This is a genomic window from Streptomyces sp. NBC_01381, from assembly GCF_026340305.1.
Lineage (GTDB): Bacteria > Actinomycetota > Actinomycetes > Streptomycetales > Streptomycetaceae > Streptomyces.
The window spans coordinates 257,525-270,925 of the sequence record NZ_JAPEPI010000003.1; the positions used below are offsets into that span (position 1 = coordinate 257,525).

The window sequence follows — 13,401 nt, forward strand, 5'->3', positions numbered from 1 at the left end:
AGATGGGAGCGGCGAGATGAGCGACGAGCGGAGCCAGACGGCGCGACTGCTCTGGGACCCGCCGGCGAAACCCAGGCGAGGCCCCAAGCCGGCGCTGAGCCTGGACCGCATCGCGCGGACCGGCAGCGAGATCGCCGACACGGAGGGGCTGGCCGCCGTGTCCATGCAGCGGATCGCCGGCCTGCTCGACGTGACCAAGATGGCGCTGTACCGGTACGTGCCGGGAAAGGCCGAGCTGGTCGCGCTGATGGTGGAGGCCACCATCGGCGAGGCCCCCCTGCCGGACGGACCTCGCCGCGACTGGCGGGAGCAACTGGGCGACTGGGCCCGGCAGTTGGCCACCGTCTTCCACCGGCACCCATGGCTGCTCGACGCGACCGTCGGCCCGCGGATCATGGGCCCCAGGGAACTGGCCTGGATGGAGCAGGCCCTCGCCGCACTGGACGGCACCGGCCTCACGGGCGCCGAGCGGATGGACGCGGTCGTCCTGCTGTCGGGCCACGTACGCGAGATCACCCAGCAGGCCCGCGCGGCCGGTCCGGCGGGCGCCCCCGAGGCGCAACTCAGCGCCACGCTGGGCGAGTTGATGCGGGCGCACGGCGCGCGCTACCCCGCCCTCACCGCCGCGCTGGCCTCGACGGCCAAGGACGGCGGGCAGGACGAGGCACTGGAGTTCGGCCTGCACCGCATCCTGGATGGCCTGGGCCTGCTCATCGCCGGGCGCGCCGGCTGAGTTGGGCGCGAGCTGACCGGCGCGCGAGACGGACAGGGCGCGAGCCGAGCCGGGCGCGAGCCGAGCCGGGCGCGAGCCGACCAGAGCGCCCCGCATCAATCCAGGCGATGCTCCTCAGCCCGGAGCGGCTGCTTCAGATCGGCGAGGAGGCCGTCGAGGGCCTTGCCGAGAGCTTCGGCGTTGGCCGGGTCGAACCATGTGGTGCGGATGCGTTCGTTGTTCCCCTGCGGCGATTCATGCTCGGCCGCGAGCCGGCTCAGCGAGCGCGTCCGATGCCGATGTCGACGCACTGGTCGCGATGGTTCTGACGCACTTCGCCGACGGCGCCGAGGTCGCCGACCGGGACTAGGCCGCACCGCCTGAGCCGGACGGGGCAGGCCCACGCCTCGCAATATTCCTTGACACGAATATTCTCCATGGCGAATACTCATCTTCATGGACGCACTCCTCACCGCACTGGCCGACCCCGCCCGCTGGCGGCTCGTAAGCCTGCTGGCCGAGCGGCCCCGCTCGGTCGGTGTCCTCGCCCAGCTCGCCGAGGCGCGCCAGCCGCAGACGACCAAGCATCTGCAGACCCTTGAGCGCGCCGGCATCGTCAGCTCGCAGCGCACCGGCCAGCGCCGCATCTACGCACTCCGGTCCGCTCCCCTGCGGGACCTGGCGGCCGCGCTCAACGGGCTCGCCGACAGCGCGGACCAGGTCGACGGTCCGCGCGGGACCTACGACCGATACGGGCTCAGCCTGCGCGCCGAGCGGCTCGCCGCGGAGGAGTCGGGGTGGGCCGACGGCCGTTCCTTCGCGTTCCTGCGGTCCCTTGCGGGGCGCCCCGAGCTGGTGTGGCGCCACCTGACCGAGGCTTCCCTGCTCGCCCGATGGTGGACGCCGGACGACCTCCGCGTCTCCGAGCTCGTCTTCGAGGCGCGTCCGGGCGGGCGGATCGTCAACGAGTACCGCGATGCCGAGGACGCCGACGGCTCGGATCTGACCGCCGGACGCGCGGAGGGAGTCGTGGACGACGTACGCCCCGGTGAGCGCCTCGCCTACCGGCTCTCCCCGCTCCTGCCCGACGGGAGCCTCGCCTTCACCGCCCACGTCGAGCTGAACCTGCGGCCCACCGAGACCGGCACGGACCTCGACGCCCACTGGCGGATCACCGACAGCACGGTGGACTCCGCGGACTTCATCGCGGGGATCGAGATCGGCTTCGGCCAGAGCCTCGACAAACTCGCGGCGGCACTCGCCGCGGACGCGCACGACAGCGTAGGCACCAGCGCCGAAACCGACCCCCACACCGACGACACCAGGAGCGCGCAATGACCGAGCAGAAGCTGACGGCCGGCCGACGGGTCGTCACCAACATGAGCCTCTCCCTCGACGGCCACTACGCCGCGCCGGACGACCCGATCGACATGAGCTGGGTCATGCCGTACGCCGTCACCGACGTCGCCCGCGACCACCTGGCCGCCCTCCGGGAGACGGCGACGACTGCGCTGCTCGGGCGGGTCAACGCCGAGGGGTTCCTCGGCTTCTGGCCCACCGTCATCGGCATGGAGGGTGCGGACCCGCGCGACGAGGCCTTCGCCCAGTGGCTCGTCGACACCGACAAGGTGGTCCTCTCCTCCACCCTCGGCGAGGCGCCCTGGGAGCGGGCGACGATCGTCGACAAGCCGACCGCCGAGGTGGCCTCGGACCTCAGGGCCACGGAAGGCGGCGACATCCTCGTGCTCTCCAGCGCGAGCATCATCAAGGCGCTGCTGGCGGCCGACCAGGTCGACCGCCTCGCGCTCACCGTCTTTCCGGTCTTCCTCGGCGGCGGGCCGCGCCTCTTCGACGACGGTCTGCCCGCCGGGAAGTGGGAGCTCGTCAGCCAGACCGCGGGCGAACACGGCACGTTGGCCCTCGTCTACGACCGCGTCCGCTGATACCGGCTCAGTTGTGGCCGGTGGGCGGCTCGGCCGGGCGGAACGGGCCGTCGAGAGCCGCCCATTGGAGCAGCATGATGGTCTTGGCGTCGGCGATCGCGCCGTTGCGCACCATGGCGAGCGCGTCGGCGAAGGGCAGCTCGACGGTGGTGATGTCCTCGCCCTCGGCGGCGACTCCGGTCGCACCTGCGGGAGTGTCCGCCGGGTCGTAGGGGGCGGCGTAGAAGTGCACGCGTTCGGTGACGGAGCCGGGGCTCATGTAGACGTCGAAGACGTGCTCGGGAGCGCCGATGACGTGGCCGGTCTCCTCGGCGGCTTCGCGGCGGATCGCTTCCTGCGGCCTCTCCCCGTCGAGGAGTCCGGCGGCGGTTTCCAGCAGCATGCCGTCGGGGTGTCCGTTGACGTAGGCGGGGAGGCGGAACTGACGGGTGAGCAGCACGGTGCGGTGGTCGGCGTTGTGGAGCAGGATCGTCGCCCCGTCGCCGCGGTCGTAGGTCTCCCGCTGCTCGCGGCTGATGTGCCCGTCGCCGTGCTCGTAGTCGAAGGTGGTCTTGCGCAGGACGTACCAGTCGCAGGAGAGCACCTCCACGTCGCGGATCCGCACGCGCGGGTTGCCCGTCAGGTCGTGGCCGTGCCGGTCGAGGCCGGTGCGTCCGCGGCGGTCGGGGGTGTCGAGGCCAGCGGTCATCGGGCGGCCGGCACGTCGGCGAGGTCGGTGTAGACGTCCGTGCCCTGGGCGCGGGCCTGCGCGACCATCCGGTCCGCTCCCTCGGAGGGGCCGCCGATCCGCAGAACGGCGTCGCAGCGGGCGAGCAGTTGCTCGGCGACGGGGTGGAAGATCTCGTCGAACAGCGGGTCGCCCGGCCCGGTGCTCCCCGCGGTGTCCAGCAGCGGCAGGGCGAGGGCTTCGCCGGTGACGGGCAGGTGCCCGGCGCGGAAGAGGGCGAGGGCGCACTCGTTCATCGCCCGTACGTTGGCTTCGAGCTTGCGCGGGTCGTCGCCGGTGCCCGATCGGTAGGGACCTGCGACAAGGATCATCAACGAACGGGAATCGGCGGCCACGACGGCACACTCCTCAACACGGGGGCAGGGGCGGGGACTTGGGGTCACGCCAGGACGGTCTCGACGCCCGCATCGCGCAGGGCGTCCATGGTCTGCGGACCGCTGGGGTGTGTGCCGGCGTCCTCGGCGGCCCGGTCGGTGACGAAGCGGTCCACCGCGTCGAGCGGGGCGACCCGGCTGAAGGCGCGCACGCCGAGCTTGGTCGCGTCCGCCACCGCGATGGTGCGGTCACTCCGGGCGAGTCCGGCCTGTTTGACGGCGGCGTCATCCAGGGAGAACTCCGACCAGCCGTGCTCGGCGTGCACGCCGCCGATGGACATGACGAAGCAGTCGAAGGCCAGGGACTCCAGCGTGCGCAGCGCCAGCGGACCGACGAAGGAACGCTCACCGGGACGCGAGCGGCCGCCCACGACCAGCAGCTCGATTCCCGGCCGGTCGGCCAGGCAGACCGCGGCCTGCAGGCTCAGCACGGCGACCGTGAGCGGGGCCCGGGCCGCCAGGTGCTCGGCCACGTGCACCGTCGTGGTCCCCGCGTCGAGCAGGACCCGTGATCCGGGCTCGACCAACGCTGCCGCGGCGCCGCCGATGCGGTCCTTGGTGGCGGCCTGCCACGGCTCACGCGCAACGAATCCCGCGTCCTCGGCCCGCGAACGCGTCGCCACGGCACCGCCGTGCACGCGACGCACAAGCCCGTGACGCTCCAGCGCGTCCAGGTCCCTGCGCACGGTCATCTCCGACACACCCAGGCGCTGGGAGAGCTCCGACACGGAAACCCGGTCGGAGCCCTGCACCAATCGCAGGGTCAGGTCCAAACGATTGGCGACACCCATGACCCTTTTCTATCACTGCAGTGTTCGAATGAACAGCTGAATGCGTGAGCTACGGGTGTGCGAGCCGCGGCCCTGCTCCAGACCCAGTCGGGGCCCGCACCTCCTACTGGAGGTGCGGGCCCCGACTGCAAAGCGGATCCCGGTCAGAGGCCGAACTCCTGCGGGGAGACGCCCAGCGCCGCGCACGCCTCGCGCAGGACCTGCTCCTCGGCCGGGGCGATGTACCCGTCCGCACCCGCGACCACGAAGCCGGTCTGTACGACCGCCTTGGCCTCCACCGGCTTCTTCGCCGCCTTGGCGATCTCCTGCATGACCTGGGCCTTGCCCTGCTGGAAGTTGAGCGTCAACTGGTCGACGTGCTTGTTGAAGCGCTGACGCAGCTGATCCGGCGGGAAGTTCTGCAGGACGTCGTTCTGCAGGATCAGCGACTCCACATGCTGCCGCTCGGCCGGGTCGACCGACCCGTCGGCGGCCGCGACCAGGGCGCACATGGCCATGCTGGCGTCCCTGTAGGCACCGCTCTTCAGTTCCGTCTTGAGGGAGCCGAGCTGGGACTTGAGCACGCCCACAAGCTGAGCCTTCGACCCGCCGCCGGACCCCGAACCCGACCGTCCGTGACCGCCGGAGCTCCGCGCACCCTGCGACTGCTGCTGCAGACCCTTGGCCTGGTCCTTGATCCGGTCCCACATCGCCATCCGTGCCACCTCGGCTAACCGTTCGCTCGTCCGCGCGCCTTCCGCGCGTCCCTCTGCCAACGCCTTCCCACCCGTCGAAGTTCCATGGCCGCGCACGAAACCAGACGTGTGCGACGGGACCTGCGCGACTAGATCTGTGCGACGTCCTTGACGAACACGATCCCCTCGCTGTCCGCCAAGTGGGCCGGGTCGAGCGGGGCGTAGCCGAACCAGGGGGATACGCGGGGCGCGGGCCGCGTGGCGTCGAGGGTGGTGGCGAGCCGTGGGGCGTCGATGACGCAGTGGTCCTCGGGGAGCGCGTACAGGAGGCCTTCGACGGTGTCCGGCGGCGGCGTGTCCACTCCCTGGTGCCGGATCGTGCCAAGGGCCATGGCCACGAAGGCGTACCCCTCGCCGAGCCGGGCGCTCACCAGCGCACCGGCGCCCCACCACTCCAGCGGCATCCCGCCCATCCGCACCGTGCTCTTCTGCCTCTGGAGATGGGAGTTGTGAGCGTGGACGAGTGCCGGGCCCCGGGCGGCGAGGGCGAGGAGGTTCTGGGCCATCATCTGGTCCCGCAGGCCCGCAAGCCGGGTCAGGCGGGCCGGTGAGGCGTCGGCCATCCAGTGGTGGTAGCGCAGCAGGCCGGTCGCGGTGCGCCCGTACAGGCACGCCCGATCCCAGTCGTCCCGCGAGGCCGCCGCGAGCAGGTGCGGCGTCTGCGCCTCGAGCAGGGCGACCAACTCGTCGGCGAGCAGCCGCAGTCGACCGGCCTCGGCCGACTGTCCCACGGACCGGGCCGGGTCCATCATCGCGGCGGGATCGGTCCACCGGTCGTCCGCGCCGAGCAGGCGGTCGAGCGTTTCCGCGGTGCAGGGGAGCAGGTCCGCGTCCACCTGGGCCGCGAGGTGGCCGTGGAGTGCGGTGAGGGCCTGCCGGGGGCTCGCCGCGTGAGTGATCTCCAGCGGGCCGTCGACACCGGCGAATCGGAGCCGGTCGGACGCGGGCCGGCCATCGTGGTCCGCGCGAACGTTGTAGGCCCGCATCCAGCGCACAAGCTCGCGGTTGGCCGCGGACGCGCCCCAGCCGTGGCTGAACCCGTGCTCCATGACCTCGTCGAGGGAGCCCGTGCCCGAGGTGACGTGGTCGTCCACGACCAGACCCATCATGCAGTCGCTCTCGATCGCGATCGTCCGGTAGCCCTCCTGCTCGACGAGCTGCCGGAAGAGCTCGTTGCGCAGGTCGAGCAGGGTGTCCTCGCCGTGGGTTGGCTCGCCCACGGCGAGCAGCCGGGGCCGGGTCGGGAGCAGTTTCATGACGGCTGTGGCTTCGACGGCATGGGCGATGTCTTTGATGTCAGTAGCCATGCCTTCAACGCTATCGTTGAACTTTCGGTTGAAACTTTTCCGCGAGATCGACAGGACTATGGGACCAAACCTTCAAAGCGGAGAGCAGCTCAGGCCGATCGACCTGGCACGCGGGCACGGTCTGTCCACGCAGGCCGTCAGGAACTACGAGGAGGCCGGCATCCTTCCGGCCGCAGGCCGCACGGCCCACGGCTACCGCACCTATACCTCGCTGCACGCAAGGGCCCTGCGCGCGTTTCTCGCCCTGGTGTCCGGCCACGGCCACCAGACGGCGACGTCGATCATGCGGTCCGTGAACCGGGGCGCGGTCGATGAGGCGTTCCGCCTCATCGACGAGAGCCATGTCCAGCTCCTCGACGACCGGCGGACCCTCCAGGCCGTGGAGAGTGCCCTCCGCGGCCTGGCCCCGGGGAAGCCCACTGCCGCGTCCGGGCCTGCCGACAGGTTCATCGGGCCGCTGGCAAGGGAGCTCGGCATCCGGCCCGCGACGCTGCGCAAGTGGGAGCGCGCAGGGCTGGTGCGTCCACGCCGCGACCCGAGCACCGGGTACCGCGTCTACGACGAGGCCGACGTGCGGGACGCCCGCCTTGCGCACCAGCTCAGGCGGGGCGGCTACCTCCTTGAGCAGATCGCCCCGCTGATCGCCCAGGTGCGGGCGGCCGGCGGTGTCGATCCGCTGGAGGCCGCACTGCGCGACTGGCACGGCCGGCTGTCCGCCCGCGGGCGGGCGATGCTGACCGGGGCCGCCGAACTGGAGGCGTACCTCTGCGAACGCGCATGAGAATGCGGCTGTCAGCCGCGGGCCACGACCGCGGCGCCCATGTGCCGTCGCCGCCCCCGGGCCAGGACCGGGGAATCACGGGTCGGCCAGGTCAGTTGACCCTTGAGCGACGCTGATTCGGCATGCTGTAGCGGCGCTGCCGGCAGGGGCAACTTCGACAAGGAGAAGTTCGTTGAGCGGTCTTGATCCTCGGTTCATCACCTTCGACATGTACGGGACCTTGACGGACTTCGCCATCGGGTCCGCCGCCAGGGAGGTGATCAAGGACGTGGCGTCGCCCGAGAAGCTGGACGCCTTTCTCCACCGGTTCAGCTGCTATCAACTCGATGAGGTGATGGGTGATTGGCGACCGTACGACGAGGTCGTTTCCCGAGCCTTCGAGCGGGCGTGCCGCAGCACCGGCGTCGAGTTCCGGCCGAGCGATCCCGCCAAGGTTTTCGCGGAGGTCCCGGAATGGGGGCCGCACCCCGACATCCCGGAGCCCCTCGCGAAGCTCGCCGAGCATTTCCCTCTCGTCATCATCTCCAACGCCGCGGACAGCCACGCCCATCAGAACGTCGCGAAGCTCGGCGCGCCGTTCCACGCGGTGTACACGGCGGAGATGGCACAGGCCTACAAGCCGCGGCTGCGTGCTTTTGAGTTCATGTACGAACAGTTGGGCTGCCGGCCGGAGGAGACGATGCATGTGTCGTCCAGTCCGCGTTACGACCTGCAGTCGGCAACAGACCTTGGTGTGAAAGACACGGTGTATCTGAACAGAGGGACCGAGCCGTCGGCGCCCTTCTACCACGGGTACGAGGTCACCTCCCTCGCCGGGGTCGTAGATCTTCTGGGCATCTGAATTCCCCCGCGCTGCCCCTGTTGTGGGGAGAGACTGTGGGGATGGAGTTCTTCTGTTACCACCGTGACCGGCCCGGCTCCGGCGCGTTGCGCAGCGAGTTGCTGGAAGACCACTGGTCCTATATGGACGCGTACGCGAAGCAGTTGATCGCTCGCGGGCCGACGTTCGCCGACGACGGGGACACCCCCACCGGCAGCGTGCACATCGTCGACCTGCCAGACCCCGCCGCCGCCCGCGCGTTCGTTTTCGACGAGCCCAACTACCAGGCCGGCGCGTACCGGGACGTGTTGCTGCGCCGGTGGCGCAATGTGCTGGGGCGCACCATGTGGGACTTCCCCGGCGGCCGCACCGGTGGCGACCGGTATCTGGTGCTCGGCCTCGGCGCGGAGCCTGCCGCCGACGTCGCCGTGCCGCCCGACCGGGACGAGTTGATCGCGTACGGGCCGCTGTTGTCCGACGACGCCACCACTTGGCTGGGGACGGCGGCGCTGGTCCGGGCCCCGGACCCGGAGACGGCACGCGCCGTCCTGAGCCGGGACGGCTACGCCGCCGTCGAGGTCCACGCCTGGGAGTTCGGCGGGCGGCGGTGACGAAGGGATGCGGGTCCGCCGCCACGGACCCGCCGCTCGGCGAATGCGCTTGTCCGCTCTCGCGGCACCGCACTACCGTGCCGATGTGGATCTCTTCTCACGCTCGTGGACAGCTCTGCGGACGGCGGTCGCCGACCTCTCTGACGCGGACTTCGCCCAGCCGTCCGGCTGTTCGGGCTGGCTCGTACGGGACCTGGTGTGCCATCTGGTCATCGACGCCCAGGACGTACTGATCACCCTGGTGACCCCGGCCGAAGGCGAACCGACCCGCAATGCGGTGACCTACTGGGACGTCGCCGACTCGCCGCCGACCGGCGACGACCCGCTCGACGCGCTGATCGTCCGTCTTGCCGCCGCGTACGGAGAGCCGTGGCTGCTCAAGTTCCACCTCGACGACGTCGGTTCCGCCGCGGGCCGCGCCGCCGAACTCGCCGCCCCTGCCCTGCGGGTGGCCACCCGCGACTTCGTCCTGACCACGGGCGACTATCTGGCCGCGTACGTCCTGGAGTGGACGCTGCACCACCTCGACCTGGTCGCGCACCTCCCGGACGTGGCGGGACCGCCCGCCGAGGGGCTTGCCCGGTGCCGCGAGATGATCGAGGAGATCGCCGGTGCCTCGTTCCCCGCGTCGTTCTCCGACCAGGACGTACTGCTTGTCGGCACCGGACGGCGGGCCCCGAGCGAGGCGGAGAAGGCCGAGCTCGGTGCGCTGGCCGCGCAACTCCCGCTCGTCCTCGGGTGATCGCCCCTCATCGCCCCTCATCGCCCCGCATCGCCCCGCATCGCCCCGCATCGTCACGTGACAGGAGACGCCGATGTCCATCCGCCGGGTCATGCCCGACATCCGGTCAGAGGCCCTGGAAGAGAGCCGGGACTTCTACGGCCTCCTGGGGTTCGAGGAGGTCATGAACCTGGGCTGGGTGATGACGCTCGCGTCCCCCGACAACCCCACGGCGCAGGTCACCTTCATGGCGCGGGACAAGACCGCGCCGGTCGTGCCCGACATGAGCGTCGAGGTGGACGACGTGGACGCGGCCTACGCGGCGGTGCGAGCGAGCGGGGCGGAGATCGTGCACCCGCTGCAGGACGAGGAGTGGGGGGTACGGCGGTTCTTCGTCCGCGACCCCAACGGCCGGGTGGTCAATGTCCTCGGCCACCGCTGACCAGCCTCTGCCGCGACGGACGGTCCAGTGCGCACCGCTGATCGACTCGTCGGCGAAATTCCCTACCGTGCCGGCCGGAAAGGACGGAGACTCCCTTCATGGCTGACATGGGGTTGTTCCAGAAGGCGGTCGCCGCGTGGGCGGCCGGTGGCCCCGGCGACCCCGCACGCGAGCTGGCCGCGCAACTGCCCGTCCGGGCGGTCGTCCTGCTGGAAGGGCCCAGTGATGCCGCGGCGGTCAGCGCGCTTGCCGTGCGCCGCGGCCGGAACCTGGCGGCCGAAGGAGTCTGCGTCCTGTCGATGGGCGGCGCGATGAGCATCGCGCGCTTCGCCCAACTCCTCGGTCCGCCCGGCCTGGGCCTGCGCCTCACGGGCCTGTGCGACGAGGCGGAGCGTGGCTTCTACACCCGCGGCCTGGAGCGGGCCCGTGCGGCACAGGACGGGTTCTTCGTCTGCTCGGCCGATCTGGAGGACGAGCTCATCCGCGCCCTTGGCGTGGCACGGGTGAAGGAACTCGTCCGGGCGGAGGGCGACTTGCGCGCCCTGGAGACCTTCCTGCGCCAGCCCGCCCAGCAGGGCCGCACCGCAGAGGGGCAACTGCGGCGCTTCCTCGGCACCAAGAAGGGGCGCAAGATCCACTACGGTCGCGTACTCGTCGAGGCCCTCGAACCCGACCGCGTACCCGCCCCGCTGGACGACCTGCTCACCAGCCTCTGATCGTTGCCCGGAGAAACGGATGGTCCGCTCGAGGGTCTGCTCGGTACGGTGATCCGGTGTGCGTCTACGCCATGACCTACTACAAGCTGCACTACGCGTGCGTCTCATGCCGTGTCAGCTTCAAGCAGCATGCAGACCCTCAGCGGGAGCACCTGTGCCCGAACTGCGCCCGGCCCCTCGTCTGCGCCGGCCACGACTTCGCTCCGCCTCCCAGGCGTGATACCCGCGGATGGTCGGTGGTCGCGGCGGTCCTGGGCGAAGGGCTGCGCTACGAAGGGCGATCGGTGTGCGGCTGCGGCAAGGAGCCCAAGTACCGCCCGCGGACGCGAGCCGAGCTACGGGAGCGTCGGCTCGTTGCCGCGAGGGACGGACTGCCGCTGTCCGAGACGTTGGCCCGCCCGGATCCTCTGACCCCGACGAACCGTTGACCCCGACGACCGGCCGCCCCCGACGACCCGCTGCCCCGACGACCGGGCCGGCCTCGCCGGCTATCTGCCCCCGGCCGACCCGTCAGGCAGTGCGGGGCGTGCGGCTGCCGGACCGGCCATCGGGGGAATCCCGCCGTGGCCGTTGACGGCTTGCGCCGCCTGGTGCAGCGTCTGTGCGGCCACCACGCGGGACTCCGTCAAGACGTCACCGAGTTCCCGAACCAGGTTCTCGTAGACCGGCAAATTATCGGTTCCTGCCGAGGTGGGTGTCACAGTGCTGCCCTTTCTTGATTTCTGTCGTACTTGAGATCTGCAAGCCGTCACGCCCGGCTGAGGCGCGCGGCGATCCCATGACCCACCAGTAGATAAATGACGGCCGGCAGACCGTAATTGAGGAGAACCCGAAGGCCTTCTGTGTCCATCGTGAAAACATCCTGTGACCACCAGGCCAGCAAGTCGGCCGTCCCGTGCACGAATTCGACAAAGACGTTGGCCTCGTTGGCGTCGAGCAGGTAGAGCAGGACCCACAGACCGAGGAACACGGCGGCGATGTCAGCGGTGGTGTGGACGGCGAGGGCCGTCCGCCGAGCAGTGCTCGGGTTCCGCTCCTGGCGCTGTGGAGGCTGCGGGGGCCGGCCGTAGCCGTGGGGCCCTGGCATCGGGTCGATATTGCTCACGGGTGTCCAATCTGACGCGTCGCTTTACGGGACACGCACCGGCGTCGTGCGGGCCCGTGTACATCTGCGCCATATGGCCGCCGTCGCGTTACACGGGCAGCGGAACATCCCAAATATGGCCAGGTATTCGGCAACTTGCCCAAATGAAGGAGCGTGGGAATTCCCTTGCCGGCAGCCGGCCACCCTGGTGTGCATATTGTGTGTGGCAATAGTGGTACATCAAGTCGAGGCGCTTCACGCCCGGTTCATCTTCCGGGCGAACTGGCGGCCCGCCAGATTGAGCGGCACGTGGCGGGGTAGCCTCCCGCGGCTATGCGCAAAGACCAGACCGATGGCGCGAAGTCCGACCGGGCAACGTTCGATGACGTCTTCTGCGGCCTGCTGCCCAGGCTCTATCGCAGGGCTGTGATGTTCTCCGGATCCCGGCAGCTCGCCGAGGACGCCGTGCACGAGGCCTATCTCAAGCTCGCCACCCGCCCCGAGCGGCTGCTCGCCCACCCCGAGCCCTACGCCTACGCGTTCTCGGCACTGATGAGTGCCGTGCGGGACGCGTACCGTCGAGAAAAACGGCAGGTGCTCATCGAGGACGTCGAGGCACACACCGGGGTGCGGACGCTCGAGAGCGGCGGCGCACACGGGGGCGCCTTCGTCGATGCCGCCTGGGACGGCGGTCTTGAGCGGCGGCAGGGCGAGTGGGAGGCGATGCGGCTGCTGAGCAGGCTCTCGCCGCGGCAGGCCGGCGTCGTCATCCTCGTCGACCTCGACGGCTACACCATCGACCAGGCCGCGAAGATCATGAAGGTGCACCGGGGCACGGCGGCCCGCCACCGCGCCCGCGCGCTGGAGAGCCTGCGCGGCATGCTGGTCGAAGCGCCCGATCCGCGGACATCGCAGCCCGGGCGGCGACCCGAGGACGGGAGGGCGTCATGAACTCAACTCCGGGCCCCCCGGGGCAGCTTCCCCCGGACGACACCGGGAGCGCCGGCTTCTCTGCCGATGACGCCGCGGTCGCCGTGCTGCGCGAGCGGTTGCGCGCCGCCGACGAGGCGATCGAGGTGCCCCACGGGCTGTGGGACCGTATCCGGGCCGACTCCCCCGCCGGGCGCCGACAGCGCAGGCCGTACCGCATCGCCGTACTCGGCACGCCGGGGCGACACCGTCCCCGCTTGACCCTCGTCGTCGCGGCGGCGCTGGTCGGCGCGATCGCCCTGGGGACGTGGTGGCTGGTGCGCCCTGGCGGGCAGGACCGGCCGGCACCGCCCGCAGGTACGCGGGGCGTGACGATAACGGTGCACAACGCGGAGTCCGCCTGCCGTGAACTGCGCACCCTGGAGTGCGCGTTGCGGGTCGCCAAGGATCCGTACGAGCGGTACGCCGCGCCCGGAAACCGCGCGGCCCGCGTCTGGCACGGCGACCGGCTCGAAGCACAGTGCGTGGTCACCGACGGCACGCTCGTCCAGGACGAGAAGGGCATCACGTCCACCCGGTGGTACCTGGTGCGCACCGCGCTCGGCGTGGAGGGCTGGCTGCCCGGTGTGCGGACGCGCAACAGCGCGGAGGTGCCGGACTGCGCGCGGGGCGGCGACACCCACTGACGCACATGTGACGCAGGTCACA

General features: G+C 70.8%; 18 protein-coding genes. 11 read left to right on the forward strand and 7 right to left on the reverse strand.

Features of this window, described 5'->3' with window-relative positions:
* Positions 1–16 precede the first annotated feature (16 nt).
* Positions 17–733: a TetR/AcrR family transcriptional regulator gene (locus OG453_RS39380; protein WP_266873526.1), complete on the forward strand. Its 717-nt coding sequence runs from the start codon at positions 17–19 to the stop codon at positions 731–733.
* A gap of 95 nt (positions 734–828) precedes the next feature.
* Here OG453_RS39380 and OG453_RS39385 read toward each other — a convergent pair whose 3' ends face one another.
* Positions 829–1,023, reverse strand: coding sequence for a hypothetical protein (locus OG453_RS39385; protein ID WP_266873527.1), 195 nt, complete (start codon positions 1,021–1,023; stop codon positions 829–831).
* A gap of 145 nt (positions 1,024–1,168) precedes the next feature.
* Here OG453_RS39385 and OG453_RS39390 point away from each other — a divergent pair, with 145 nt between their 5' ends.
* Both OG453_RS39390 and OG453_RS39395 read left to right on the forward strand, forming a co-directional pair.
* Positions 1,169–2,050, forward strand: coding sequence for a metalloregulator ArsR/SmtB family transcription factor (locus tag OG453_RS39390; RefSeq protein WP_266873528.1), 882 nt, complete (start codon positions 1,169–1,171; stop codon positions 2,048–2,050).
* On the forward strand, positions 2,047–2,655 hold the full coding sequence (locus tag OG453_RS39395) for a dihydrofolate reductase family protein (RefSeq protein ID WP_266873529.1): 609 nt from the start codon (positions 2,047–2,049) through the stop codon (positions 2,653–2,655). The genes OG453_RS39390 and OG453_RS39395 overlap by 4 nt, the downstream gene beginning before the upstream one ends.
* A 7-nt stretch (positions 2,656–2,662) precedes the next feature.
* On the opposite strand, the gene OG453_RS39400 is transcribed toward OG453_RS39395, so the two are convergent.
* The 5 genes from OG453_RS39400 to OG453_RS39420 form a co-directional block, all read right to left on the reverse strand.
* Complete coding sequence (locus tag OG453_RS39400; RefSeq protein WP_266873530.1) at positions 2,663–3,343, reverse strand: NUDIX domain-containing protein; 681 nt, start codon at positions 3,341–3,343, stop codon at positions 2,663–2,665.
* A complete protein-coding gene (locus OG453_RS39405; RefSeq protein ID WP_266873873.1) occupies positions 3,340–3,693 on the reverse strand; it encodes a DUF4406 domain-containing protein in 354 nt (117 codons plus the stop codon). The genes OG453_RS39400 and OG453_RS39405 overlap by 4 nt, the downstream gene beginning before the upstream one ends.
* 68 nt (positions 3,694–3,761) lie before the next feature.
* Positions 3,762–4,547: a DeoR/GlpR family DNA-binding transcription regulator gene (locus tag OG453_RS39410; protein ID WP_266873531.1), complete on the reverse strand. Its 786-nt coding sequence runs from the start codon at positions 4,545–4,547 to the stop codon at positions 3,762–3,764.
* 143 nt (positions 4,548–4,690) lie between these two features.
* Complete coding sequence (locus OG453_RS39415; protein WP_266873532.1) at positions 4,691–5,242, reverse strand: tellurite resistance TerB family protein; 552 nt, start codon at positions 5,240–5,242, stop codon at positions 4,691–4,693.
* A gap of 128 nt (positions 5,243–5,370) precedes the next feature.
* On the reverse strand, positions 5,371–6,588 hold the full coding sequence (locus tag OG453_RS39420; RefSeq protein ID WP_266873533.1) for an erythromycin esterase family protein: 1,218 nt from the start codon (positions 6,586–6,588) through the stop codon (positions 5,371–5,373).
* Positions 6,589–6,646: 58 nt separating this feature from the next.
* Here OG453_RS39420 and OG453_RS39425 point away from each other — a divergent pair, with 58 nt between their 5' ends.
* The 6 genes from OG453_RS39425 to OG453_RS39450 all read left to right on the forward strand — a co-directional run bounded on the left by OG453_RS39425 (position 6,647) and on the right by OG453_RS39450 (position 10,679).
* Positions 6,647–7,369, forward strand: coding sequence for a TioE family transcriptional regulator (locus OG453_RS39425; protein ID WP_266873534.1), 723 nt, complete (start codon positions 6,647–6,649; stop codon positions 7,367–7,369).
* 172 nt (positions 7,370–7,541) lie between these two features.
* Positions 7,542–8,210, forward strand: coding sequence for a haloacid dehalogenase type II (locus tag OG453_RS39430; protein WP_266873535.1), 669 nt, complete (start codon positions 7,542–7,544; stop codon positions 8,208–8,210).
* A 41-nt stretch (positions 8,211–8,251) separates the two neighbouring features.
* Positions 8,252–8,800 (forward strand): YciI family protein, encoded by a 549-nt coding sequence (locus OG453_RS39435; RefSeq protein ID WP_266873536.1) that lies wholly within the window; start codon positions 8,252–8,254, stop codon positions 8,798–8,800.
* A gap of 85 nt (positions 8,801–8,885) precedes the next feature.
* Positions 8,886–9,542 (forward strand): maleylpyruvate isomerase N-terminal domain-containing protein, encoded by a 657-nt coding sequence (locus OG453_RS39440; protein ID WP_266873537.1) that lies wholly within the window; start codon positions 8,886–8,888, stop codon positions 9,540–9,542.
* 73 nt (positions 9,543–9,615) lie between these two features.
* Positions 9,616–9,963, forward strand: a complete 348-nt coding sequence (locus OG453_RS39445) for a VOC family protein (RefSeq protein WP_266873538.1) — start codon at positions 9,616–9,618, stop codon at positions 9,961–9,963.
* A gap of 98 nt (positions 9,964–10,061) precedes the next feature.
* Positions 10,062–10,679 carry a TOPRIM nucleotidyl transferase/hydrolase domain-containing protein gene (locus tag OG453_RS39450; protein WP_266873539.1) on the forward strand — a complete coding sequence of 206 codons (618 nt, stop codon included), beginning with the start codon at positions 10,062–10,064 and terminating at the stop codon, positions 10,677–10,679.
* A 748-nt stretch (positions 10,680–11,427) separates the two neighbouring features.
* Here the strand turns inward: OG453_RS39450 and OG453_RS39455 are convergent.
* Positions 11,428–11,766, reverse strand: a complete 339-nt coding sequence (locus tag OG453_RS39455) for a hypothetical protein (RefSeq protein ID WP_266873874.1) — start codon at positions 11,764–11,766, stop codon at positions 11,428–11,430.
* A gap of 330 nt (positions 11,767–12,096) precedes the next feature.
* Here OG453_RS39455 and OG453_RS39460 point away from each other — a divergent pair, with 330 nt between their 5' ends.
* Entirely contained in the window at positions 12,097–12,714 is a 618-nt protein-coding gene (locus OG453_RS39460) for an RNA polymerase sigma factor (RefSeq protein ID WP_266873540.1), read from the forward strand.
* A complete protein-coding gene (locus OG453_RS39465) occupies positions 12,711–13,379 on the forward strand; it encodes a hypothetical protein (protein WP_266873541.1) in 669 nt (222 codons plus the stop codon). Before OG453_RS39460 ends, OG453_RS39465 begins: the two co-directional genes overlap by 4 nt.
* Positions 13,380–13,401: the final 22 nt, after the last annotated feature.

Bases quoted from the DNA above. Each gene is read 5' to 3' on its own strand.
- OG453_RS39380 (WP_266873526.1), top strand. From the start codon at position 17: ATGAGCGACGAGCGGAGCCAGACGGCGCGACTGCTCTGGGACCCGCCG.
- OG453_RS39390 (WP_266873528.1), top strand. From the start codon at position 1,169: ATGGACGCACTCCTCACCGCACTGGCCGACCCCGCCCGCTGGCGGCTC.
- OG453_RS39395 (WP_266873529.1), top strand. From the start codon at position 2,047: ATGACCGAGCAGAAGCTGACGGCCGGCCGACGGGTCGTCACCAACATG.
- OG453_RS39400 (WP_266873530.1), bottom strand. From the start codon at position 3,343: ATGACCGCTGGCCTCGACACCCCCGACCGCCGCGGACGCACCGGCCTC.
- OG453_RS39405 (WP_266873873.1), bottom strand. From the start codon at position 3,693: ATGATCCTTGTCGCAGGTCCCTACCGATCGGGCACCGGCGACGACCCG.
- OG453_RS39410 (WP_266873531.1), bottom strand. From the start codon at position 4,547: ATGGGTGTCGCCAATCGTTTGGACCTGACCCTGCGATTGGTGCAGGGC.
- OG453_RS39415 (WP_266873532.1), bottom strand. From the start codon at position 5,242: ATGGCGATGTGGGACCGGATCAAGGACCAGGCCAAGGGTCTGCAGCAG.
- OG453_RS39420 (WP_266873533.1), bottom strand. From the start codon at position 6,588: ATGGCTACTGACATCAAAGACATCGCCCATGCCGTCGAAGCCACAGCC.
- OG453_RS39425 (WP_266873534.1), top strand. From the start codon at position 6,647: ATGGGACCAAACCTTCAAAGCGGAGAGCAGCTCAGGCCGATCGACCTG.
- OG453_RS39435 (WP_266873536.1), top strand. From the start codon at position 8,252: ATGGAGTTCTTCTGTTACCACCGTGACCGGCCCGGCTCCGGCGCGTTG.
- OG453_RS39445 (WP_266873538.1), top strand. From the start codon at position 9,616: ATGTCCATCCGCCGGGTCATGCCCGACATCCGGTCAGAGGCCCTGGAA.
- OG453_RS39450 (WP_266873539.1), top strand. From the start codon at position 10,062: ATGGCTGACATGGGGTTGTTCCAGAAGGCGGTCGCCGCGTGGGCGGCC.
- OG453_RS39455 (WP_266873874.1), bottom strand. From the start codon at position 11,766: ATGCCAGGGCCCCACGGCTACGGCCGGCCCCCGCAGCCTCCACAGCGC.
- OG453_RS39460 (WP_266873540.1), top strand. From the start codon at position 12,097: ATGCGCAAAGACCAGACCGATGGCGCGAAGTCCGACCGGGCAACGTTC.
- OG453_RS39465 (WP_266873541.1), top strand. From the start codon at position 12,711: ATGAACTCAACTCCGGGCCCCCCGGGGCAGCTTCCCCCGGACGACACC.